24 protein-coding genes are annotated in these 22,134 nt (G+C 71.7%); 14 read left to right on the top strand and 10 right to left on the bottom strand.

All coding sequences use genetic code 11. The features are described from left to right. Positions 1-131 precede the first annotated feature (131 nt). Both NUT86_RS20395 and NUT86_RS20390 read right to left on the bottom strand, forming a co-directional pair. Positions 132-1,400: an MFS transporter gene (locus tag NUT86_RS20395; protein WP_446750774.1), complete on the bottom strand. Its 1,269-nt coding sequence runs from the start codon at positions 1,398-1,400 to the stop codon at positions 132-134. Positions 1,401-1,518: 118 nt separating this feature from the next. Further along, positions 1,519-2,250 (bottom strand): DUF4097 family beta strand repeat-containing protein, encoded by a 732-nt coding sequence (locus tag NUT86_RS20390; RefSeq protein WP_159487504.1) that lies wholly within the window; start codon positions 2,248-2,250, stop codon positions 1,519-1,521. Positions 2,251-2,469: 219 nt separating this feature from the next. On the opposite strand from NUT86_RS20390, the gene NUT86_RS20385 reads away from it, so the two are divergent. Beyond that, positions 2,470-2,742, top strand: coding sequence for a DUF1876 domain-containing protein (locus NUT86_RS20385; RefSeq protein WP_018092780.1), 273 nt, complete (start codon positions 2,470-2,472; stop codon positions 2,740-2,742). Positions 2,743-3,159: 417 nt separating this feature from the next. After that, positions 3,160-3,702 carry a CGNR zinc finger domain-containing protein gene (locus tag NUT86_RS20380; protein ID WP_018092781.1) on the top strand — a complete coding sequence of 181 codons (543 nt, stop codon included), beginning with the start codon at positions 3,160-3,162 and terminating at the stop codon, positions 3,700-3,702. 42 nt (positions 3,703-3,744) lie between these two features. Here the strand turns inward: NUT86_RS20380 and NUT86_RS20375 are convergent, their stop codons facing one another. The 3 genes from NUT86_RS20375 to NUT86_RS20365 form a co-directional block, all read right to left on the bottom strand. Then, entirely contained in the window at positions 3,745-5,073 is a 1,329-nt protein-coding gene (locus tag NUT86_RS20375; protein ID WP_266438806.1) for an LCP family protein, read from the bottom strand. A 312-nt stretch (positions 5,074-5,385) separates the two neighbouring features. After that, complete coding sequence (locus NUT86_RS20370) at positions 5,386-5,571, bottom strand: hypothetical protein (RefSeq protein WP_018092308.1); 186 nt, start codon at positions 5,569-5,571, stop codon at positions 5,386-5,388. A 329-nt stretch (positions 5,572-5,900) separates the two neighbouring features. Further along, entirely contained in the window at positions 5,901-6,434 is a 534-nt protein-coding gene (locus tag NUT86_RS20365; RefSeq protein ID WP_274736866.1) for a BlaI/MecI/CopY family transcriptional regulator, read from the bottom strand. 190 nt (positions 6,435-6,624) lie between these two features. On the opposite strand from NUT86_RS20365, the gene NUT86_RS20360 reads away from it, so the two are divergent. The 6 genes from NUT86_RS20360 to NUT86_RS20335 all read left to right on the top strand — a co-directional run bounded on the left by NUT86_RS20360 (position 6,625) and on the right by NUT86_RS20335 (position 12,249). After that, positions 6,625-7,200: a TerD family protein gene (locus NUT86_RS20360; RefSeq protein ID WP_266438353.1), complete on the top strand. Its 576-nt coding sequence runs from the start codon at positions 6,625-6,627 to the stop codon at positions 7,198-7,200. 277 nt (positions 7,201-7,477) lie between these two features. Next, on the top strand, positions 7,478-7,708 hold the full coding sequence (locus NUT86_RS20355; RefSeq protein ID WP_229838132.1) for a hypothetical protein: 231 nt from the start codon (positions 7,478-7,480) through the stop codon (positions 7,706-7,708). After that, positions 7,705-8,691 carry an acyl-CoA desaturase gene (locus tag NUT86_RS20350; RefSeq protein ID WP_159487506.1) on the top strand — a complete coding sequence of 329 codons (987 nt, stop codon included), beginning with the start codon at positions 7,705-7,707 and terminating at the stop codon, positions 8,689-8,691. Before NUT86_RS20355 ends, NUT86_RS20350 begins: the two co-directional genes overlap by 4 nt. Continuing rightward, a complete protein-coding gene (locus NUT86_RS20345; RefSeq protein ID WP_018092313.1) occupies positions 8,688-9,119 on the top strand; it encodes a DUF5994 family protein in 432 nt (143 codons plus the stop codon). The genes NUT86_RS20350 and NUT86_RS20345 overlap by 4 nt, the downstream gene beginning before the upstream one ends. 424 nt (positions 9,120-9,543) lie before the next feature. Beyond that, positions 9,544-10,077 (top strand): DUF6344 domain-containing protein, encoded by a 534-nt coding sequence (locus NUT86_RS20340; protein WP_274736862.1) that lies wholly within the window; start codon positions 9,544-9,546, stop codon positions 10,075-10,077. Between the two features lie 924 nt (positions 10,078-11,001). Next, positions 11,002-12,249, top strand: coding sequence for a helix-turn-helix domain-containing protein (locus NUT86_RS20335; protein ID WP_107451428.1), 1,248 nt, complete (start codon positions 11,002-11,004; stop codon positions 12,247-12,249). Positions 12,250-12,308: 59 nt separating this feature from the next. Here the strand turns inward: NUT86_RS20335 and NUT86_RS20330 are convergent, their stop codons facing one another. From NUT86_RS20330 to NUT86_RS20320, 3 genes are all read right to left on the bottom strand, one after another. Beyond that, positions 12,309-12,488, bottom strand: coding sequence for a DUF5708 family protein (locus NUT86_RS20330; RefSeq protein ID WP_018092316.1), 180 nt, complete (start codon positions 12,486-12,488; stop codon positions 12,309-12,311). Positions 12,489-12,712: 224 nt separating this feature from the next. Continuing rightward, positions 12,713-13,432 (bottom strand): response regulator, encoded by a 720-nt coding sequence (locus tag NUT86_RS20325; protein WP_266438803.1) that lies wholly within the window; start codon positions 13,430-13,432, stop codon positions 12,713-12,715. Between the two features lie 48 nt (positions 13,433-13,480). Then, positions 13,481-14,665, bottom strand: a complete 1,185-nt coding sequence (locus tag NUT86_RS20320; protein ID WP_159487511.1) for a sensor histidine kinase — start codon at positions 14,663-14,665, stop codon at positions 13,481-13,483. 324 nt (positions 14,666-14,989) lie between these two features. On the opposite strand from NUT86_RS20320, the gene NUT86_RS20315 reads away from it, so the two are divergent. The 3 genes from NUT86_RS20315 to NUT86_RS20305 all read left to right on the top strand — a co-directional run bounded on the left by NUT86_RS20315 (position 14,990) and on the right by NUT86_RS20305 (position 17,114). Beyond that, positions 14,990-15,760, top strand: a complete 771-nt coding sequence (locus tag NUT86_RS20315; protein ID WP_274736856.1) for a hypothetical protein — start codon at positions 14,990-14,992, stop codon at positions 15,758-15,760. A gap of 185 nt (positions 15,761-15,945) precedes the next feature. Continuing rightward, positions 15,946-16,569 carry a LysM peptidoglycan-binding domain-containing protein gene (locus NUT86_RS20310; RefSeq protein ID WP_018092320.1) on the top strand — a complete coding sequence of 208 codons (624 nt, stop codon included), beginning with the start codon at positions 15,946-15,948 and terminating at the stop codon, positions 16,567-16,569. Positions 16,570-16,736: 167 nt separating this feature from the next. Next, on the top strand, positions 16,737-17,114 hold the full coding sequence (locus NUT86_RS20305; RefSeq protein ID WP_018092321.1) for a hypothetical protein: 378 nt from the start codon (positions 16,737-16,739) through the stop codon (positions 17,112-17,114). Between the two features lie 191 nt (positions 17,115-17,305). Here the strand turns inward: NUT86_RS20305 and NUT86_RS20300 are convergent, their stop codons facing one another. Both NUT86_RS20300 and NUT86_RS20295 read right to left on the bottom strand, forming a co-directional pair. After that, positions 17,306-17,716 (bottom strand): hypothetical protein, encoded by a 411-nt coding sequence (locus NUT86_RS20300; protein ID WP_026170102.1) that lies wholly within the window; start codon positions 17,714-17,716, stop codon positions 17,306-17,308. Positions 17,717-17,967: 251 nt separating this feature from the next. Further along, positions 17,968-18,255, bottom strand: a complete 288-nt coding sequence (locus NUT86_RS20295; RefSeq protein ID WP_018092323.1) for a hypothetical protein — start codon at positions 18,253-18,255, stop codon at positions 17,968-17,970. 187 nt (positions 18,256-18,442) lie between these two features. On the opposite strand from NUT86_RS20295, the gene NUT86_RS20290 reads away from it, so the two are divergent. The 3 genes from NUT86_RS20290 to NUT86_RS20280 all read left to right on the top strand — a co-directional run bounded on the left by NUT86_RS20290 (position 18,443) and on the right by NUT86_RS20280 (position 22,080). Then, entirely contained in the window at positions 18,443-19,573 is a 1,131-nt protein-coding gene (locus NUT86_RS20290; protein ID WP_274736852.1) for a site-2 protease family protein, read from the top strand. 131 nt (positions 19,574-19,704) lie between these two features. Next, positions 19,705-20,445: a PP2C family protein-serine/threonine phosphatase gene (locus NUT86_RS20285; protein WP_018092325.1), complete on the top strand. Its 741-nt coding sequence runs from the start codon at positions 19,705-19,707 to the stop codon at positions 20,443-20,445. Between the two features lie 120 nt (positions 20,446-20,565). After that, entirely contained in the window at positions 20,566-22,080 is a 1,515-nt protein-coding gene (locus NUT86_RS20280; RefSeq protein WP_274736850.1) for an alpha/beta hydrolase, read from the top strand. Positions 22,081-22,134 lie beyond the last annotated feature (54 nt).

Here is a 22,134-nt window from a genome sequence, read left to right as displayed (position 1 = left end):
CTGCGGCGGGGCGGGCCGGGCCGGGGTCTCGGCCGGCCGGGCATGATGGCCGGCCGCAGCTTCTCGACTCCGGTCGACCGGCTGCGGCGGCCCACAGCCCACCTCCGCCTCACCCCCTCCTGCGCGTCCGCTCAGTCGTTTCCTCTCTGCCAGTCATGGCGTCCGGCGAAGTGCAGCCATGCGGTCAGCGCCACCAGGACCGCGGTCGCGCCGCCGAGCGTCATGACCGTCGAGGGGGAGGTGTGGTCCAGGGCGACCCCGCCGGCCAACGCGCCGAGCGAAATGGTCGCCTGGAACGACGCGGTGAAGAGCACCGAGGCCGCCTCCGGGGCGTCGGGGGCCGCCTTGACGAACCAGGTCTGCGACGAGACCGGTACCGCGCCGTAGGCGATCCCCCAGACGACCAGCAGTGCCAGCGCACCCCACGCCCCCCGGCCCAGGAGGGGCAGCAGCAGGGTGGCGGCGGCCAGCAGCGCCGCCGCGGTCCCGAAGGTGGCCCGGGGGAGGCGGGCCACCGTGGCGCCGCCCAGGAAGTTGCCGGCGATCCCGGCGGCTCCGTACGTCAGCAGGAACACGGTGACCAGGCCGGGGGACGCCAGGTGGGTGACCTGCTCCAGGAACGGAGTCACATAGGTGTAGGCACCGAAGTGCGCCAGCACGATGAGGAAAGTCATCAACAGCGCGAAGCGGGTGGGGGTACGGCGCAACACCTCGCGCAGCACCCGGGGCCGGGTCGGCTGCCGGGCAGGCAGCGCGGGGGTCACCACTGCCGTCAGGACGAACACCCCGACGGCCACGGCGCCCATGACGACGAACGCGGTCCGCCAGCCGGCGAGATCCCCGATGAAGGTGCCGGCGGGTACCCCGAGTACGGAGCCCAGCGGCACCGCGGAGAAGATCACCGCGGTGGCCCGGCCGACCGCCTCCGGACGTACCAGCCGCTCGGCCAGACCCGCTCCGATCGACCAGAAGCCGCCGATGGTGATGCCCACCATGATGCGGGAGAGCAACACCAGCCAATAGGCGGGGGCGGCCGCGGCGAGGAAATTCGCCAGCGCCAGCAGGAGAACGAAGGCACACAGCATCAGTCGTCGGTCGATCCGGGCGGTGGCCACGGTGACGGTGGGAGCGGCGAGGGCGGCCAGGACTCCGGGGGTGGTCATCATCAGCCCCGCGGTGCCGTCCGAGATGCCGAAGTCGGCCCCGATGGCGGTCAGCAGGCCGATCGGCAGGATTTCGGTGGTGACGATCGAGAAGATCCCCAGCATCACCGCGAGCACGGCGAGCCGGCCGTCCCACGGCGACCGGGCCGGTTCGGTCGTGGCATCGGCGACTGCGGAGGGCCCGGGGGTGGTGCAGCCGGAGAGGGCCGCGCCGGACGTACGAGTGGCGGGTGACATGGATTCCGTCCTGGTGGGCGAGCGAAAGCGGTGCCCTCCAGTCCAGCGCTCCCGGCGCCCCGGGTCTGGCAGCTATCCGACGTGGTGGTCGACCACCCGCCCGGAAGGCCGCGGTCCGTCAGGCGGGCTTCGCGGTGATGTCCCCGTTGCTGGTGGTCAGGTCCAGATGGAAGCGGGCCGCCGGGTCCTGGGCTATGCCTATGTGCTTCTCGCCGTTGTCGCTCTCGGCGGACAGCCGGTAGGGGCCCTTCGGCAGCTGCACCGTGATCTCGCCGTTGGACGTCCTCGCCCGGACGTTCTGCGCGGTGGCGGGGGTGAGGTCGATCGCCCCGTTGGAGGTCTCGGCCGAGGTGCGCGCGCCCGACAGACCGCGGCCGGTGATCCGGCCGTTGCTGGTCCGGGCGTCGACCGCGCCGGCCACGCCGTCCAGCTGGATGTCCCCTGAGCTGGTGGTCATCTTCACCGGGCCCACCTTGGTCAGTTCCACCGCCCCGGACGAGGTCTCCCCGCTCACCGGGAGGCCCGCCGGGACCTCGACCGTGTAGTCCACGGTGCAGTTCGTGCCACAGCCGGCGAGCACCAGCACACCGTCCTCGACGCGGTGGGTGGCGCCCTCGGGACGGTCGCCGTGGTACGACACCGCGCGGTGGACCGATGCCGTGCCGCCGCCCTTGCCGCCGCGCACCGTGAGGCCCCCCGAGCCGCTGTCCAGCCGGATGGACGTGATCTTCTTCGACACCTTGGCGTCGTCCTGGAAGGTCTTCCCGGGCAGTAAGCCACAGGCGCTGAGGGCGCACGCCCCGATGCCGGCCATCGCGACGATCCCGATGAAGCGGACCCGCTGACGCATGAATTCCCCCGTGAATGGTCGGTAGTTGGCGAGGTGAGGGCCCGTGCCCCGCCTGCTCCCCCGCTATGACGAGGCTATGGCCGCCGTTGCGGCCGGACCATGGGGAAATCCCCCGGATCAGGGTGTGGTGAGCCCCAGGTGCGACCCGCGGGCGCCGGTGCGACGATTTTTGTGGGGGCGGTACATGCGCTGCTCATGGGGCGGACGAGGAGGCTTCCGGTGACTGCCACGAAGACATGGAACGCCGAGATCAGCATCACCGAGACCGACAGCGAGGTCAGGGCCGAGGCCAGGCTGCGCGGCAAGGAAGGCGGGCAGATGGTCGGCCAGGGAGCGGCCCGCTGCAATCCTGCCGATGAGAACGTCCCGGCCATCGGCGACGAGCTGGCGGTGGCCCGCGCGATGTCGGACCTCAGCCACCAGCTGCTCCAGCGGGCCGCGCACGACATCGAGGTGCACACGGCCCGCCCGGTGGAGCGCCTGCGCGCCTGAGGGCCTCAGCACACGGGACGCCGTCCGGCAGCCCCCGGCCCGGCGTCCGGTCGGCATGCCGCGATCCGGCGATGCCGCGATGCCGCGATGCGCCCGTTTTGCCGCCTGGGCCTGAGCCCGGCGCCCGCCGCTCCTGTAATGGTTGAATGTATTTGACCCATGACCGCACGCTGGCGGACATGGCACGAATCCCAGATGTGCAGTGTGAACCGTGGTGGTGTCCCGCATGCGGCCTGTCCTTCGACTCCTGCCGACCGGTATCGGAACACCCCACGTCCGAGGGAATGGTGCGGTACCTGTGGTGCCACACCGCTGGATGGCTCATCGTTTGCTCCGACGTCCAGCTCATCCACGTGAGCCCGGATGGAAAGCGCCACACCGCGGACGGTGGGGTTCCGTAACGCCCGGGAAGGTCACGTGAAGCAGAATCACTACGGCCGTCTCGGGGCCGTGCTGTCGGCCGATTTGATCAATCTGCCCGAGATGAGCGCGGCGAGCGTGCAAAGCCTGCTGGAGGCGCACGAGATCCGTCGCCCGGCAGTCGTCGACGCCGATGTGGACGGCTTTCGAGACTGGCGGGATCAACTGGCCCGCGTCTTCGGTTCCACCGATGCCGCCGAGCAGTGCTCAGCCGTGAACGACCTGCTGGTGGCGGCGACCATCCGTCCCTGGGTGACCACCCATGACGGCCTCCAGCCCCATCTTCACTTCGTCCCCGACTCGGCCGACGTGATCTCCAGGGTCAAGGCGGTCACCGCCGGTGGCCTTGCCTTCGTCCTGTGCTGGGAAGGGGGAGCACGGCTCGGGCGCTGTCTGCGTCCCGAGTGCTCCCGCGCCTATGTGGACACGTCCAGGAACGGGCGACGGCGGTACTGCACGGCACGCTGCGGGAACACCGAAGCGGTGATGCGCCATCGTTCCCGGCAGCCGGGCGGCAAGCGTCAGCGGCCGTTCCCCTAGGGGGAGACGCTCCTGGCGCTTGCCCTGGCCCTGGCGCTTGCCCTAGCCCTTGCCCGCCGCGAAGTCCGGCCCGATCGTCAGTGTCAGCGCGCCCGGTGCCGCGTCGGCCGACTGCGTCGCCTTGGTGCCGGGGAGGCGGCCGGCGAGGACGGCGCTCTGGGCCTTGAGCGCGGCCGGGTAGGTGAGCGTGGTCTTGTCCGCCGCCGGGGCGTTGCCGGTGGCGATGACCGTGAAGCCGAGCTTGCGCAGCTGCTCGGCGGCGGCCGCCGCCTGGCCGGGGGTGCCGGTTCCGTTGAGCACCCGGACCTGCACGGAACGGGCGGTCACCGGGTGCTTGGCGGCCTCGGTGAGCTTCTTCTTCTCGGCGGCGCCGACCTCCCGGTCGTGCGCGAGGTCGCTGAAGAGCCCGCCGGCCTGCGGGTATTGCCAGACGACATTGGCCTTGTCGGTGGGGACATCGGCCTCGCGCGAGTAGTTGGGGACGGTCAGGAAGGTGAGGCGGTCGCTGGGGACCTCCTGGACCGTCGCGGCCAGGTCGTACAGCGGCTTGAGGCCGGCCAGGGCGTTGTCGGTGGTGATGGACTTGGTGGCCGACTTGAGGAAGTCGTAGAGCTCGCCGGGGCTGGTGAGCTTCGACTGCGCCTTCGCGGCCAGCGCCTTCATGAATTCCTGCTGACGGCCGATGCGGCCGAGGTCGGAGCCGTCGCCCACGCTGTAGCGGGTGCGGACGTAGCCGAGCGCCTTCTCGTCCCGGACGTTCTGGCAGCCCGCGTCCATGTCGAGGTGGGCCTTCTTGTCGTGGATGGCGTACTTGGGGCAGACCTCTATGCCGCCCAGGGCGTTGACCATTCCCTTGAAGCCCTGGAAGTCGACCGAGGTGAAGTGGTCGATGCGCAGGCCGGTGTTCTTCTCGACGGTCTTGATGGTGCAGGCCGCGGCCTTGGTGATGCTCCCGGAGTCCCCGCCGATCGAGAACGCCTCGTTGATCTTGAAGTGGTGCGGGGACGACTTCGAGCCGTTGCCGCGGGTGCACGCGGGGATCTCCACCCAGGAGTCACGGGGGAAGGAGACCGCGGTGGCCCACTTACGGTTGGCGGCGATGTGCAGCACCATCAGCGTGTCCGACTGCATGGTGCTCAGGTTCCTGCCGTACTTGGCGTTGGCGCCCGCGCGGCTGTCGGAGCCGACGACCAGGATGTTCTTGGAACCGGGGCTGAGGTTGGCCGGCCGGTCGCCGTCGACGCCGATGTCCACGCCGCGGATGTTGCCGTCCAACTCCTGGTAGACCCAGGCACCGACGCCGGCCGTGGCGAGCAGCAGGACGCCGAGCACACCGCCGGTCCAGGCGAGGATGCGGCCCCGGCGGGTCATCCGCAGTGTGCCCGCTCCGCCTGCCTTACGGGAGCCGCCTCCGGAGCGGCGGCCGGAGCCGGAGGATTTACGGCGCGATCCGGTGCCGGGCGCGCGGGAGCCGCCGGGCGCGCGGGAGTCGTCGCCGGCGGGAGAGGACGAGCCGGGTGCGCCGTCGGCGCCCCGTCGGGCCGTCTGCTGGTGCGTCTGCCTGTCATGCACGCCGATGGCCCTTCTGGTCCTTCTGATGCTGGTGATGCGGGTGGTGCGGTACGAGTGAGGGGACGCCCCCGGCAGCCGGGGGGACCGGCGGCGTCGGCAGGGGGCGGCGGATCAGATACCGGCGCTGGGCAGCAGCAGGATGGACTCGGGGTCGTAACGCAGCCACTGCGGACATGCGCCGCCGGGCAGGGTGCGCAGCCGGCACCACAACTCGCCCGCGCCGTCCGTCCACCAGGCGTTGATCCGGCCCAACCGCCATCTGCCGTCCGGGTATTGGACCTCCACCGGCTGATACACCCATCGGACCTCCGCCTCTGGAGGCGGGCAGTCCCAGGTCAGGAGTCCGCACCTCGTCGCCATCTCCCCCTCCGACCGCGCCTGTTGCGCATTTGCGCGCACTCTACCGGGAAGTTCTACAGCGTTGTAGAAGTTGCCTGGTGTGGAGCGTTCGCCGTGCGGTGCGCCGTATCCGGCCCGGCGAGGTCAAGGATCAGTGTGCACTCAGAGCGGCATTGCCGCCTTGAGAACGACGAACAGCGCAACCGCTGGGTTGAGCGCGGAGAGCGCGGAGAGCCCGGAGGCGGTCGTGTCCGCCGCGGCGACCGGAGCCGCCAGGGCCGCCGGGGTCAGCGCCGGCGGTCCGTGCCGGACTCAGCGGCCGGGTCGCCGGCGGGCGCCGGGCCGTCCGCCGTGACGGGCCCGTCGGCCGTGGCCGGGGCGTCGGCCGTGGCGCGGTCGAGGAGGGCGCGCAGCAACTGCCCGTCGTGTGCGGAGAGCGTGGAGACAAAGCTGGTCAGTACGGCGTCCCGGTCCGGTTCGCCGTCCAGTACACGGCGCATCCGCAGCGCCGCGAGACCGGCCTCGTCGGCGGCCGGGGTCCAGACGTAGGCGCGGCCGGACCGCTCACGGGTGACGGCCTGCTTTGCATGCAGCCGGGACAGGATCGTCATCACGGTCGTGTACGCCAGGTCGCCGCCGAGCCGCTCCTGCACCCAGGCGGCGGTGGCCGGGCCCGATGCCTCGTGCAGCGCGGCCAGCACCTGGGCCTCCAGCTGGCCCTGTCCGCGCCGGCGGGCGCGCTCCCGTCCGGAGCCGCCGAACTCCCCCCGCCCAGGGGTTTCCCCACCGCCCGGCGCCTTCCCGAAGGACTTCCCGCCCACTGTGTCGTCGCCTCCCGTCGCGCCGGGTGTCCCGCCGCCCGGGACGTCCGGGCATCTTACTGAGTGGCCGGATCCGGACGGTGGTTCGTCCGGCCTGTAGCCGGCCCCGTCGATCCCCGTCGCTGTACTTCTACACTCCTGTAGTTTTCGAGGCTTCACCCGGAATGCAGGCAACACCTGGAGGGAAGCCATGGGAGTCTCGCTGGGCAAGGGCGGCAATGTCTCCTTGTCGAAGGAAGCACCCGGACTGACCGCGGTCACGGTCGGCCTCGGCTGGGACGTCCGTACGACCACGGGCGCGGACTATGACCTGGACGCCAGCGCGCTGCTGTGCACCGAGGCGGGCAAGGTCGCCTCGGACGCGCACTTCGTCTTCTACAACAACCTCACCAGCCCCGACGGCTCGGTGCGGCACACCGGCGACAACCTGACCGGCGAGGGCGAGGGGGACGACGAGTCCATCGACGTCACGCTGTCGGAAGTGCCCGCCGAGATCGCAAAGATCGTCTTCCCGGTCTCGATCCATGAGGCGGAGGGCCGGGGGCAGAGTTTCGGCCAGGTCCGCAATGCGTTCATCCGCGTCGTCAACCAGGCGGACGGGGTGGAGCTGGCCCGCTACGACCTGAGCGAGGACGCCTCGGCCGAGACCGCGATGGTCTTCGGCGAGCTCTACCGGCACGGCGCCGAGTGGAAGTTCCGCGCGGTGGGCCAGGGCTATGCGTCCGGTCTGGCGGGCATCGCGGCGGACTTCGGCGTCAACGTCTGAGGCCAGCACCTCCGGGCGGGGAGGGCGGCCGCCGTCGGCGCCGCCCCTCTCCGGCCTCCTCTCCGGGGCGGCGAGGCGCACGGCCGTGGCGAGGAGGCGTCTACACCTGTGTAGAAATTGCCTGGCCGCGGCCACCCAACGGAGAGTGCCCGGCTATCACCTCTTATAAGGGGATTTGCCGGGCCGGTGCGGGGTACCGTGAAGACACCAAGGGACTCGGGGACCACAACACCGGGCGCGCCGGCTTTCCGCGGCCCGCCCGAGTGAGGTGAACACCATGCAGACTCTGTGGACCGTGGTCGTGCTGCTGGCGCTGGTGGCGCTGGGGGCCCTGTTCATCGCCCGGGTCAATGCCCAGGGGACCGGGCGGATGCCCACCCATCGGTACGCGGACTGGAAGCAGTCCGTACGGCAGCGGAGGCACAAGCGGCCGCACGACGAGGCCCGCCCCGAGACGCCCGCGGCCGGCCCACCGCCGCCCTCCGGCAAGGCGGGAAACGACCTGTGACGTCCACCGCCCGCACCACCCCGTCGGCCCAGGACTACGACGGGACCTCCCCCTTCCCTGACAGCGGCACCGAGTCCCCGCCGACCAGCGGACGGCGGATGTATGTCACGGTGACCGGCATCATCGTCGTCGCCCCGTTCGTCGGCCTGGCCGTCGCGATCCCCCTCCTCTGGGGCAGCGTCGTCCACCTCACCGACCTCGTCCTCCTGGCCGTCTTCTATGTCATCAGCGGCCTGGGCGTCACCGTCGGCTTCCACCGCGGCCTGACCCACGGCAGTTATACGGCGGCCCCCGCGCTGCGCGTCGCGCTCGCCCTCGCCGGCTCGCTCAGCTTCCAGGGCGATGTCATCGACTGGGTCGCCACCCATCGCCGCCACCACGCCTACACCGACCGCCCCGGCGATCCGCACTCGCCCTACCGCTACGGCACCAGCCTCCGCGGTCAGCTGCGCGGACTGGTCCACTCGCACATCGGCTGGCTGTTCGGCGACGACCCCACCTCGCACCGCCGCTTCGCCCCCGATCTGCTCGCCGACCCGGGGATCCGCGCGGTGGACCGTGCGTTCCCCGTGCTCTGTCTGCTCACGCTCGGCCTGCCGTTCGCGCTGGGCTGGGCGCTCGGCGGCTCCTGGGTCACCGCGCTGACCGCCCTGCTGTGGGCGGGGTTCATCCGGATCGCGCTGCTGCACCACGTCACCTGGAGCGTCAATTCGCTCTGCCATCTCATCGGCGACCGCCCCTTCCGCACCCGGCGCCACGACCGGGCGACCAACCTGTGGCCGCTGGCCCTGCTGTCGTTCGGCGAGAGCTGGCACAACCTGCACCACGCCGACCCGACCTGCGCCCGGCACGGTGTGGACCGTGGCCAGCTCGATGTGTCCGCCGCCGTCATCCGGCTCTTCGAACGCCTCGGCTGGGTCCGGGACGTGCGCTGGCCCGACCCCGACCGGGTGGCGGCCCGCCGGCTCAGGAGCACCGCATGACCACCGCCGGGGACCCTCCCCACCCAGCCCACGCCCCGCACCACGCGCCGCCCCCCGTCGCCCGCCTGGCCATCGCCCCGCACACCGGTACGGCCCGGCACCTGGACGGTCTCTGGTGGCCGCACTCGACCGACCTGCTGGCCGAACTCCCGGAGCTGCTGACCGCGTTGCCCTTCGACTGGCCCCGGATCACCCACGCCACGGTGAACGGCGCGGCCTGGTCCGCTCTCCCCTCCCACACCCTCGTCGCCGGCCATGTCGTCCGCCTCCGCAGAACCACCGGCCGCCCCGGCCCGGACACCATCTGCCTGGTCTCCTCCGGCAACGGCCGCTGGGACCTCCTGCTCATCCCGCCCACCACCCCCGAGCCCGAGGCCGTCCGCATGATGGCGGAGATGGCCCGCACGGGGGAGCCGACACCGGCCTGAGCGCGGGGCGCGGCGCAGGGACCGTCATCAGGACGGCCCGCGAGGCGGACCGGGTCTTCACCGGGGCGGTGGCGTCCGTCCCGTGGATCACCAGCCGCTCGGCCACCGGGTCCGGCCCGCCCACCCGGACCGTCCCGCCGTCCGGGACGCGAGGATCGGCTGACCTGGGGCTACGACCTGCCTGCCGCCTGCCCCCACGGCCCTTGGCTACTGCGTACGGGTGGTGTTCATCGGAAGAACGCCGATCCGGGGGCGTCGGTCCGTGAATCCGCCCATTACGTACTCATCATAAGAAAACGCAACAGAAGCGACGCCATCCAAGTGGTGCACCGGTAGCGGCGCAACTGAAGCGAAGCAACAGAGGAACGCAACGAAGTAGACGCAACGGATCTCTCGGGGAGATCCCGACCGAAAGCGAGGGGCCATGGCTGCGACCAAGGTCATGAAGTTCTGGGCGGTGTGCCTTGTCATGCTCGGCAAGCTGCTGGCATCACTGGGGGTCTCCGCGGCGGCGTCGGCCGCGCGCCGGGACGCCGCACTGTACGAGCGGACCCTGGGCAAGGGGAACGCGGACAAGGGGAACGCGGGCAGCGAGGCCCCGGGTGGTGACGCCCCGGATGTGGGGCGCTGCACCGAGCCGGATCACCAGCCGGAAAGGGGGAGTCGTGCCGTACCCGCTCCCCGCACCGTGCCGCTGTACGGCCAAGCCGGGCCCGCCCGCCGGATGTTCCCCCGCCCGGAGCTGCCGCCCACGATCAAGCAGCGCATCAGTGCCGAGGCCCATGGCACCTCGCCGGGGATGCGCAGCCGCATCACCTCTGGCGCCGAGCCGCTGACGGCCGACGACTTCACCGACCCGGCCGGTGCCACGCCGGACGCCGGCCGGACCGACGCGGACGCAGGCTCCGCCGTCATCCCGGCGGCCCGCAACCGTGCGCACACCGCCCGCGTTGTCTGAACCGGCGGCAGCGCATACAGGCATGACCACACGCATGACCCAGGCGGCAGCGCACACAGACCGCGCGGCGGCACGGAGTCAGCAGCACGGAGTCAGCAGCACGGTGACATGAGCCATCGCGGCAGCACGCAGCGGTGTTGCACCGGAGACAGAGGCAGACGCAGGTTCGGACGTAGGTCTGGGTGCAGGCGCGGACGAGGGTGCAGAAGCCGGCATGTTCCACGTGAAACGTACGCAGACGTGAACCACCTGAAGGCGCCGGGACGGACGTAGACCCGCATCAACGGGAGACCCGGCACAGCGCAGCCGAACCAAAAGCAGCAGCGACAGCCACACCAAGAGCAGCAGCAAGAGCAGCAGCAAGAGCAGCAGTGACAGTCACAGCCTCAGCCACCGCACGACCACAGACCTGAACTACCCGACGTACCCCCGGAGTTCTGCCGCTTCGCCCCGACCGGGGCGCCGGTCGCCGGGCCTTCTCCCAGCTCCAGCCCGAGCTCGGCACGCAGTGCATGCGAGTCGGGACTTCCGTGGGCCGTGAGCGGCAGGTGGTCGACGGCGTGGACCGCGGGCCGGGCGAGTGCCGCCCGACGTCCCGATGTATCTCCGCGCGCCCGTGATGTTTTCCGGGCGGCGGCGCAGCGCGCCGATGCGTGCCCCCGAGGGCCCCGGCGACCGTGCGATGACGTGTACCGGGCGACCGGTTTTCCGGTGCGGTGTGCCGGCTCCTTGCGGGCGATGTCCGCATTGCGCGCATCCCCTCGAAATGATCTCTGTGCGCCCGGCGAAGGCCGGTGAAAGTATCCGCATATTGGTCGACTTCTTCTTGACCCCTTGGTAAAGTCCCGAGCACTCATTGTGACTCGGCGATTTGACGCGGCCGCCCGGGGTCATCCACCGTTCGAAATCCGGAGGGTTTGTGGAATGCCTGAGCTGGCGGACACCGGGAGGAGAATCAAAGAGCTCCGGGTCAGTGCGGGAATGACACAGCACGACCTTGCCGGACCCGAAATGTCCTCCAGTTACATTTCGCTGGTGGAGCACGGGAAGCGCATTCCCAGCGATTGGGCACTCAAGATCCTGGCGGAACGCCTCGGGGTCGGTGTGGCGGAAATATCCGGAGCGGTCGCGCCCGCGGAAGATACCGGCCGGGCCCGCCGGCTCGATCTGGTCGGACGATTGGTGGCGGCCCGCAGGCAATGGGACGGCGGTGACGTCGAAGGGGCCTTGTCGGAATTCCGGGAGCTGGCCGAGATCGAGCCGGCCCACCGGCAGGACGATGTTTTCACCGAGGCCCAGCTCGCCATCGCGGAAATCCTGGGCACGCTCGGCCGCGCCGATGAGGGCGCCGAGGTCCTGCGGCGGATGCTGGAGGTGCTCGCCCCCGAGCCGTACGCCGAGCCCCGGCTGCGCGCCCTGATCGCGCTCGCCGATCTGCTGGAGTCGGCCGGCCGCGTCCAGGACGGACTGCGCTACGCGCTGACCGGCCACCTCGAATGCGCCGGCCAGCGCCCCGGCACCGGCTTTCACTCGCTGCTCGTCCTTGAGGTGCTGACCCGCTGCGCCTATTGGAGCGGCTGCCCGGACTGGGCGCCCGATACCGACCACGGCCGGCCCCCGGCGGACGGTGTGCTCCCCGGGCCGCGCGCCTCCGTCGATCTGCACCGGGCGCTCGACCTGCGGGACCGGGGTGAGCCGGAGCGCGCCACCGAGCTGCTGGGCGAGTGTGCGCGCCGGGTCACCCCCGCCGCCGGGTTCCCGCTGTGGGAGAAGATCAACGGCCATTACGCGCTGCTGTTGCTGCGGCGCGGCGAGACGGCGGCGGCCCGCAGCATCGTCGAGCGCGGTCTGGTGGTCGCCTCGGTGGCCCAGGAGCCGGGCTTCCCGCTGTGGCTGACGACCGCGGACGCGGCCGGTGCGGAGGTGGCCGGTGACCGCGCCCGGCTCTTCGCCCTCGGCGCGGAGCTGGCCGCGCTCCCGGACACCGGCCGCAGTCATGAGAAGGCCGCCGCGCTGGGGGAGGTCGCGGCGGCATGTGCGCGGGCGGGCGACCGGGAAAGGGCCGCCGGGCACTTCCGGTATTCCGCGGAACTGTTCCGGCGGGCCCAGGCCTACCGGCACGCCGAGCGGGCCCGGGAACGGCTGACGGAGCTCATCGAAAAGCGGGACTGACGACCGCCGGGATGAAGGCTGCGTAGCGCCGCATATTCTTTCGCCCCGTGCGGGGAGCGTTATTTCTTGGTCTTCTTTGCGAGACCCAGTAGTGCGAACAATGCCTCCGCGGCACCGACGATCGCTAATATCAGCCCGGCCTTGTGAAGCGAGATGACTGCATTCTCCACTTCCTCCGTGGTCAGCCAAAGGGCCAGACCTGCGATCGTCAGAACAATGCCTAAGGCAACACCCTTCATGGGTTTCCCTCGCTCCGTGTGAATGGTGGCGGACTCCTTGTGCGGACCAGTGTTCCGCCCGGACCGGCACATTCGGATCATCCGCAGGTAGGCACTTTCCGCTCGCCGGCTGTCACTTTCTATGTACTCCCCCGGCCCTGTCAGGGGCGGCTAGGGGACGGTTAGGGGGGCGGCCGGGAGAAAATCAGGGGCCGGTCGGGGGCGCGCACTGGGAGCGCTCTCTTTTACCCCCGCAGGGCTATCCCGTGCTGCTGCGCCAGAATCGCCGCCTGCACCCGGCTGCGCAGCTTCAGCTTCGACAGGATGCGGCTGGTGTGGGTCTTCACGGTGCCCTCCGCGAGATGGAGCCGCTCCGCGATGGCGCTGTTGCCCAGCCCGCCCGCGATACAGGCCAGCACCTCCAACTCCCTTTTGGTGAGCCCGTCGAGGGCCTGTGCGGCGCCGTCCGGCAGGGTGGCGCCCGCCGACGGCTGCCGCCCGGCGAACTCGCAGATCAGCCGCCGGGCGAGGGCCGGGGCGAGGTACCCCTCCCCGTACGCCACCTCCCGTACCGCGCCCACCAGTACGGCCGGTTCCGCGTTCTTGAGGATGAAGCCGCCGGCCCCGGCCCGCAGCGCCCCGAAGAGGTACTCGTCGAGGTCGAAGGTGGTCAGCACCAGCACCTGGGCGAGGCCGCGCGCCACGATGCTGCGGGTGGCGGCGACCCCGTTGAGCTGCGGCATCTGGACGTCCATCAGCACGACATCGGGCCGTAGTTCGGCGGCCATACGGACCGCCGTCACACCGTCCCCGGCCTCACCGACCACCGTGATGGCAGGGTCGGTCTGCAGCACCAGGACCAGCCCGGACCGTACGGCCGCCTGGTCGTCGGCCACCAGCACCCGGATGCCCGGGGGCCCGTCCGCCGGGTGCTCCCCCGGCGCCGTCGCCGCCCCGCCCCTCAGCTCGTCCGCCGCTGACTCCTTCACTGGCTGTGCCACCTTTCTCGTCTCCTAGGGGTTCTGGGTCAGCGGGAGCACCGCCCGCACCCGCCAACGCCCCGGTGCGGTGCGGTCGGGCCCCGCGTCGAAGCTGCCGCCGACCAGGGCGGCCCGCTCGGACATCCCGGTGAGCCCGGCGCCCGCACCGGCCGTCAGCTGCTCCATGGGACGCTGCCGGGGCCGGCCGTCGGGGCGGGCCAGCGGGCTGTCGACCGAGAGGGTCAGCTGCTCTGCGCCGGCCTCACAGTGGATCCGCACCCGCCCCGCCGCGGCATGCTTGAGGACATTGGTCAGCGCCTCCTGCACGATCCGGTACGCCGTCACCTCGATCACCGACGACACCTCGGGGAATTTCTCCGGCAATTCGGTGTGCAGGGTCAGCCCCGCAGCGTCGGCGGCCGGCCGGGCCTGGTCGACCAGCGCGCCGAGCGCGTTGAGCTGCGGCCGGTCCCAGTCGTCGGACACCCCCCGCTCGGACCGCAGCAGCACCACCATCCGGCGCATTTCGGCCAGTCCCTGCACACTGTTCTCCCGGATCACCGAGAGCGCCCGCAGCACCGGATCCTCCTCGGCCGCACCGTCCTTCTCCCGCTGTGCCTCGGTCAGGGAGAGCACGGCGCTGGAGTGAATGGCGATGGCACTGAGGTGGTTGGCCACCAGATCGTGCAGCTCACGGGCCATACGGGTGCGTTCGGTCTGCAGCACGGTCTTGCGGTCCAGCTCCGCCAGCCGGTCGATCTGTGCGGCGCGTTCCCGCTCGGCATCCGCCCGCTCCTTGTGGTTGCGGATCACCACCGCGGTCCATACGGGGGAGATGAGCAGCACCGCGATGATGATGCCGGTCGTCACCCCCTCGGAGCGGTCGCCGATGAGGACCAGCGCGACGGTGGCCGCCAGAGTGGCCGCCACGGTCCCGATCTGCAGGACCCGGCACAGCCACGGGGCTCCGTACAGGGCGGCCGCATAGAGCAGATCCGTATAGACGAGCACGGGGCCCATCCCGCCGCCGGCGATCAACTCCACGGTGACGGTGAGCGTGCCGACGGCGAGCGCGGCCAGCGGCAGGGCACTGCGGAAGACGGTCGCGGTACACAGCACGAGCACCGGCAGAACGGCCTGCCAGGCGGGAATATCGCCCCCCATGACCCGCGGCCCGCCCACGACATACAGGATCAGGCAGCCGGCGAAGAAGCCCACTGCCAATCTGAGGTCACGGAGCGGTAAGGGGTGCCGGCGCGCGTGCGTACTGGGGAATGGACGTAACCACACACCAGGACAGTATTCGGCGGGTTACCCGTTCTCCTGGCCCTGGCGCCGGAATTCGGGGCGCTCTCCTGTACATCGAAGTATGTAGCCGTACATCAGCAGGAGGGATGACTCGAACGCTGCGGAGGGTCTGCAAACTTGGGCTGTCCGTATCGATCGTTGGAGGCGAAAAAGGGGGAGGGGCCATCCCTATGACGGGTAGTCACTCACCCGGTATGGCCTCGGCACCGCTCAACTGCGGAGGACGGAAAGTACGTGAAATCGAACGCCGCTCTTCTCGATCTGTCTCCCCAAGCCCCCTTTGACCACGTGGTGGACCCCGGGCCCCACCCCGGCCCCGCCTGTCCGGCACCGCTCGCTCCCGCACCCGGTCACCCGGACTCCGCCACCACCGCCCCGGACTCCGCCACCACCGTCCCGGTCTTCGTCGTCCCCGTAGGATCCGCCTCTCCCCACGGATCCGGCACGGGCCTCTCCCCCGACGACTGCCCGGCCCTCAACGGCCGTTCCCGGGCCACCCTCGACGGCGCGGACCGCCGCCGGCTGCTGTCCCGGCTCCCCGAGCGGGTGAGCGCCGCGATGGCCGCCGCCGGGCACTGGGAACTGTACGGAACCCGCGGTCTGCTGGTCGTGGCCTGCGGGGACGACGCCCGCCGGATGGGCTTCTCGGTGGAGTCCGTCCGTCCCGAAGCCTCCCCGCCGGACACCCCCTACGAGGTGCTGACCGGCCATGAGTCACGCATCGCGGCCACCCGCCCCGCCCCCGAGCGCGACCGTCTCGTCACCCGTTTCTGGGTCCGCAAGGACGCCGCCCTGCAGGCCGTCGGCCGAGGGCTGTCTCTTGCACCGGAGCGCATCGAGGCGGGGTTCCCCGGCGATCGCGGAACGGTCACCGTCCCCGGCCCCCACGGCCTCGATGTCCCGGTCTCGGTGCGGAACATCGCGTTCTCCTCCGCGTACGAGTTCGCCGTCGCCGTCCCGGAACCCCTCGCGCTCACCCCAGCCTTCTCCTACCCCGTCGGCTGATTCCCCGGTTTCCGCAGGGGCGTCGGCGCACGCACCGGCAGGCGCGCCCACCCGGGTGAAACCCCCGCATGTCGCGGCGCCCGGACACGGCAAAAACCATATTGCCGGGTTGGTTGGTGGGTGCCCACCGGTCGTGGCGAGTACTGCGCCACGGCGTTGTCGGAGCACAGCGGAGGATTGCCGTCATGCCGTCGCCCCTCGCCAAACGGTCCGTCGAAACGCTCCTGTCCGTGCTGCTGGTTCTGCTGAGCGTCCTGGGCCTGGCCGCCCCGAGTGCCGCGGCGGCCGGCTCGCCCGCCCGCCCGGGACCGGACTGGGAGCGCATCGCCGCCTGCGAGAGCAACGGCCGCTGGCACATCAACACCGGCAACGGCTACCACGGCGGTCTGCAGATCGACCCCGCCACCTGGCGCGCCTACGGAGGCCGCCGCTACGCCCCGCGCGCCGACCTCGCCACCCGCGACGAGCAGATCGCCATCGCTGAGCGCATCGTCCGGGACCGAGGCCTGTCGGCCTGGCCCAACTGCGCCCGGACCACCGACGACGGCGACAGCACCTCCCGCGCCACGGAGCGGAACGCGTCGGACGACCCGGCCCCGCAGGCGGCCCCCCGCACCCGCAGCCGCACCTCCTCCGGCCACCCCACCGCCCGCACCTATGTGGTGCAGCCCGGCGACTGCCTCTCCGTCATCGCGGAGCGCACCCGTACCCCGGGCGGCACCAAGGCCCTGTACGACCTGAACAAGGACACCCTCGACAAGGGGCCGGACCACATCTACCCGGGGCAGCGGCTGCAGCTGCGGGCGTGAGTCCGGCGCCGCGCTCCGCCGGGCGCGGTGCGCCTGGGGGCCGTCACGGTGAATCCGCTGATCGGTGCGGGTGAATGCGCGGGACGGGCCGTTGCTCAGGCTTGGTGGATGGGGGCACGGCCGGTAGCAAGGCGCGGGGTACCAACCGCGAGGTGCAGGAGCACACAGTGAAGAACATGGCACGCATCAATGTTGTGATTGCAGGGGCTTGCGGTCTGCTCCTGGCCGTCGGCGGGGCGTCGCCCGCGCAGGCCTGGGACGGGCCGTTCGACGGGGACGGCGTGTGGAACAGCGACACCTTCGCCAACTTCCATGCCGGATTCAGCTGCCGCAACCGGGCCAGAATCTGCATCAACGGGCCGCTGAACAGCGGAAACGTCCGGAACTCGCAGAACGTCCACCTGTCCGGCAACAACAGCAACAGCGGTAGCCCGACCAACGTCAACGGCAACACCAACGACGACGCCGGCGGCACGACCGGAGCCGAGAACAAGACCAGCAACAACCAGCAGCACATCGGCCGCGGCGGCAAGCAGAAGCTGTGACCCGACGCTGATCAGGCCCTCCGGCCCCGGCGCGTCCGGGGCCGGAGGCATGTCCGGACGGGGCGCCGGATGGCCGGGGCGCCGCACGACCGCGGGGGAAACGGCGAGCGCCCGGCGGAATCCGCCGGGCGCTCGGGGAACGGCTGTCGAAGAGGACCGTGGGCCGTAGCCGTGTCAGGGGCCGGTCCCTGTCAGTGGAGGAGGCCTTTCACGATGTGCTGCACGCTGTTGCCGCTGCCCTGCGAAGCGCCGGTGACGGCGTTGGCGCTGTTGGTCGACCCGTTGGTGTTGGCGATGTTGCCGCTGTTGTTCGGGTTGCCGTGGTTGATGAAGTTGCCGCTGTTCAGGCTGTTGCCGCTGCGTACCGGACCGTTGATGCAGGGGTGCGGCGACCGGAAGACCGGCGAGTTGTAGTTGAAGTCGGCGAGCCGGTTGTTGCAGACCACTCCGGAGACCATGCCGGCCACGGTGCCGACGTCGGCGCCCACGACGGCGGCGAGCAGGGAGTCGCTGGGAATCACCTGGGCCCGGGCCACCCCGCTGCCGAGCAGCACCAGCCCGCACGCCCCGACAACAGTGCTTGCCTGCGCAATTCTTCTCACGTCGCTCCTCGCCTCTTCGTCCTTCGGATGCCAGACGTATCGTGCTGCCGCGGTCGGCCCGCACCGGCGTTCAACCCGCGGGGAGCAAAACCCCCGGCGGCCACAATCAGCCGGGTGGCCCAACACTTCGTGGGGCTTTCGCGGGACGGCCGGCCGTGCGCGGGCAGGCGAAGAGGACCGGCGGCGGGCAGGGGCGCTCGGTCCGCGGCCGGCGGGCCACCGGGAGCGGCCGGGCATCCGGCATCCGGCGCTCAGAGCACGAGCCGCTCCGGCATGGGCTGCTCCACACCGTCCAGCTCCAGCGTGCACCGGGGCATGGAGGGGACGAGGTGCGGCTGGCGCAGCAGGACCCGGAAGGGGTGGGCGGGCTCTTCGGGGAGTTCGCCGGTCAGCACATTCATGCCGGCGCTGTGTTCCTTCTGGTACGCGACCACCTTGCCGTCGACCAGGAGCTCGATCTCCCCGGACCGGCCGGGCCCGACGTTCACGGTGATCGAGTGGTCACCCTGATCGAGATGGAAGTGGTGGCTGTGCCCCATGGCGCACCTCCGGCGGTTCGTCGGTGACGACCGGCGGCGCCGTCCGGACGGACAGCGTGCCGGCCCGTCCTTCCAGCGTAGGTTCCGCGAGCGACAATTGTGGTGGGTGCCGGGCGGCCGGTTCACGGAGCGCGGGTCGGCGAGACCTGCCCGGAGGGACCGGGCGCCGGGCCGGCAGGAGACGACGATGAACGGCTCGGTCCGCGTCGGACAGGTGGTCGGGGTACCGCTGCGTATGCACTGGAGTGTGCCGCTGCTGGTCGGCCTGTTCGCGTACGGACTCGGCCGGCAGGGCCTGCCCGTCTGGACGCCGGGGCGCTCGGACGCCGTGTACGCCGTCGGCGGGGTCGTCGGGGCCGCGCTGCTCATGGGGAGCCTGCTGCTGCACGAGACGGCACATGCCGCGACCGCTCTGCGCAAGAAGATCTCGGTGCAGGACGTGACGCTGTGGGCGCTGGGCGGAACGACCCGGATGGGGCGGCCGCAGAGCGCGGGGGCGGCCTTCGCGGTGGCGGTCAGCGGGCCGCTCATCAGCCTGGTCATCGGCGGTATCGCGCTGGGGGCCGGGGTCGGGCTGCACGGGCTGTCCGGCTGGGCCGTGCCCTCCGTCGTCCTGGCCTGGCTGGGCTGGGCGAATCTGTTCCTGGGCGTGTTCAATCTGCTGCCCGCCGTGCCGCTGGACGGTGGCCGGGTGGTGCAGGCGGTGCTGTGGTGGCGCACCGGGGACCGGGAGCGGGCGGACCTGGCGGCTGCCAGGGGCGGGCAGATCATGGGGCTGCTGCTGGTGGCCGCCGGCTGGATCTCGGTGCTGCGCGGGGCGCCGGGCGGGCTGTGGATCATCTTCATCGGCCTCTTCATCATGATCGTCGCCGGCGCGGAGCGGCGTCGCGCGGCCCTGCACCGGGCGCTGCGGGGGCTCCGGGTCGACGAGGCGATGTCGTCTCCGGTGGCCGGCGGCGCCGACTGGCTGACCGTCCAGCGCTTCATCGACGAGGTGGCCGTGCGCTCCCGGCACTCCGCGCTGCCGCTGCTCGACTTCGAGGGCCGCCCCAGCGGCATCGTGCAGGTGCGCCGGCTCGCGACGGTACCGGCCCCGAGCCGGGAGACGCTGCGGGTACGCGAGGTCGCGACCCCGCTGTCCCAGTGCGCGGTCGCCGCCCCGGACGATCTGCTGACCGAGGCGCTGGACAAGCTCAGTCTGCGGACCGGCGCCCGCATCCTCGTCGTGGACGCGGGGCATCTCGTGGGGATCATCACCGGGAAGGACATCTCCCGGCTGATGCAGCGGGGCACCCTGGGCGGAAAGGAGAGCGCCTGACCGGGGGACCGGCCTGACCGGGGGACCGCTGCGGACGCGCGCCGCCGCCGGTCGGCGCCCACAATGGTGGTACGGAACGCCCCGGGGGACACGGGGCCTGCCGGAGCGGAGGCCCGGAACGGGACAGGGGTATGGAGTACGTCACCGTGACCGCGCTGAGCCACCCCGGCCTGCTCCGCGAGCACAACGAGGACAGCCTGGTGGCCGGCCCCTGGACGCTCTGCGGCACCATGACCGAGAACCCGCAGACCCTGGTGTTCCCGCTCGGGACCCCGCTCGTCGTCGCGGTCGCCGACGGTATCGGCGGGCAGCCGGCCGGAGAGGTGGCCAGCGCCCTGGCCGTACGGCAACTGGCGGCGCTGGGTCCTACCCTGGGCACCGAGGAAGCCGTCCGTGACGCCCTGAACCTCTGCAATGGCGCGGTGTACGCGGCCGCCGGCCGGGACCCGGAGCTGTCCACCATGGGCACCACGGTCGCCGGAGCGGTCGTCCTGGCGGAGTCGCTGCTGGTGTTCAACGTCGGCGACAGCCGGGTGCTCGACACGACGGCGGACGGTCTGCGCCAGGTGAGCGTGGACGACAGCCCGCCGCTGTCGCCGGGGCGGCGCACCACCTCGCTCGTCACCCAGGCGCTCGGCGGCACACCGGAGTTCAGCGCCATCACCGCCCATGTCACCGAAGTGCCGCTGTCCGCGGGCGACCGCTACCTGGTGTGCACCGACGGTCTGACCGACCCCGTCCCGGAGGACGCCCTCAACGACGTGCTGCAACTCCACAGCGGCGGCCGGGCCGCCTTCGAACTGTGGAAGTCCGCCATCGAGGCGGGCGGCCCCGACAACATCACGTTGGCGCTGATCGGCATCGGCGAGTAGCGCGGACCGGCCGGTCCGGAACGGCCCACGGCGCGCGACGCCGCATCCTCGGGCTAACCCCACCCCCGGTCTCAGGTCTGCCGGATGGGCGGTGGAGGACCGCTCAACCACCCTTGCCCCATGACGACTTACCCCCATCGCGCCCTCCTCCTCACGCTCTCCGTCGCCACCGTCGCCACCACCCTGACCGCGGCCGCCCCGGCGGTCCGCGCCGACGCTCCTGACGCTCCCGGCGCCACCGTGCCCGCCCTCGCCTGGCGGCCCTGCGCCGAGCCCGGCGGCCCGGCCGGCCAGGAGTGCGCCCGGCTGCCCGTACCGCTCGACTACCGCGACCCGGACGGCCCGCAGCTGAGCCTCGCCGTGACCCGGGTGCGCAGTGAGCGGCCCGCGGCCCGGCGGGGGACGCTGCTGGTGATCCCCGGCGGGCCGGGCGGGTCCGGGGTGCAGCGGCTGGCGGCGAAGGGTCCGGCGCTGCGGAAGGCGATGGCGGGGGCGTACGACCTGGTCGGCCTCGACCCGCGGGGAACGGGCGGAAGCACCCGGGCGAGCTGTGAACTCGACGCGGCCGACCGGCACTTGGTGACCCTGCGGTCCTGGCCGGGGCCGGACGGCGAGATCGACGGGAACGCCGCCCGCTCCCGGCGGATCGCCGAGGCGTGCCGCCGCCACGGCGGTGCCGTGCTGCGCAGCTTCACCACCGTGAACGAGGCGCGCGACATCGACCGCCTCCGCCGGGCCCTGGGCGAGGAGAAGCTGTCGGCCTGGGCGTACTCGTACGGGACGTACGTCGGAGCGGTGTATGCGCAGAAGTACCCGCGGCACACCGACCGTTGGGTGCTGGACAGCAGCAGCGACCCCGACCCGGCCCGGGTGGGGCGCGGATGGCTGGCGAACACGTCGGCGGGCACGGACGACCGCTTCCCCGACTTCGCGGCCTGGGCCGCCGACCCGGCACGGGAGAGCGAGGGGCTGCGGCTGGCGCGGCGGCCGCGGGACGTCCGGCCGCTGTTCCTCGCGCTGGCGGCGAAGCTCGACCGCGAACCGAAGAAGTCCACCACACCGGGCGTCCCGCTGACCGGCAACCGGCTGCGGCAGGCGCTGCAGAACGCCCTGCAAAGCGACGCACTGTTCGCCGGGACCGCCCGGCTCATCCAGCAGGCCCAGGATCCGGCCGCCGAGCCGGTGCTGCCGGACACCCTCGCGGGGCCGCTGTCGGACCAGGACGCGGCGGCCATGACGGCCACCGTCTGCAACGATGTGCGCTGGCCGGCGTCGGTCCCCGCCCACCGGCGCGCGGTGGCCGCCGACCGCGCCCGGCACCCGCTCACGGCCGGGTTGCCGGTCAACATCACGCCCTGCGGCTTCTGGCAGGCACCGGCGGAGCCGCCCACCCGGATCACCGCCGACGGCCCGTCCAACATCCTGATGGTCCAGAACCGCCGGGACCCCTACTCCCCGTACTTCGGCGCGCTGAGGATGCGCCGGTCCCTGGGCGAGCGGGCCCGGCTGCTCACGCTCGAACACGGGGGCCACGGCGCCTACTTGAACAACGGCCCCGCCTGCGGCGACCGCACCGTCACCGCCTTCCTGACGACGGGGCGGCGGCCGCAGACGGACAGCCACTGCGGCGGCTGAGGGGGCAGCGGCTGCGGTGCGCGGAGGCCGACCGCCGAGGCTGAGTGGTCGGCT

The organism is Streptomyces sp. G7(2002), assembly GCF_028870195.1.
Lineage (GTDB): Bacteria > Actinomycetota > Actinomycetes > Streptomycetales > Streptomycetaceae > Streptomyces > Streptomyces nigrescens.
The sequence above is the reverse complement of the archived record's forward strand: the minus strand, read 5'-3'. Positions and strand labels throughout refer to the sequence as shown.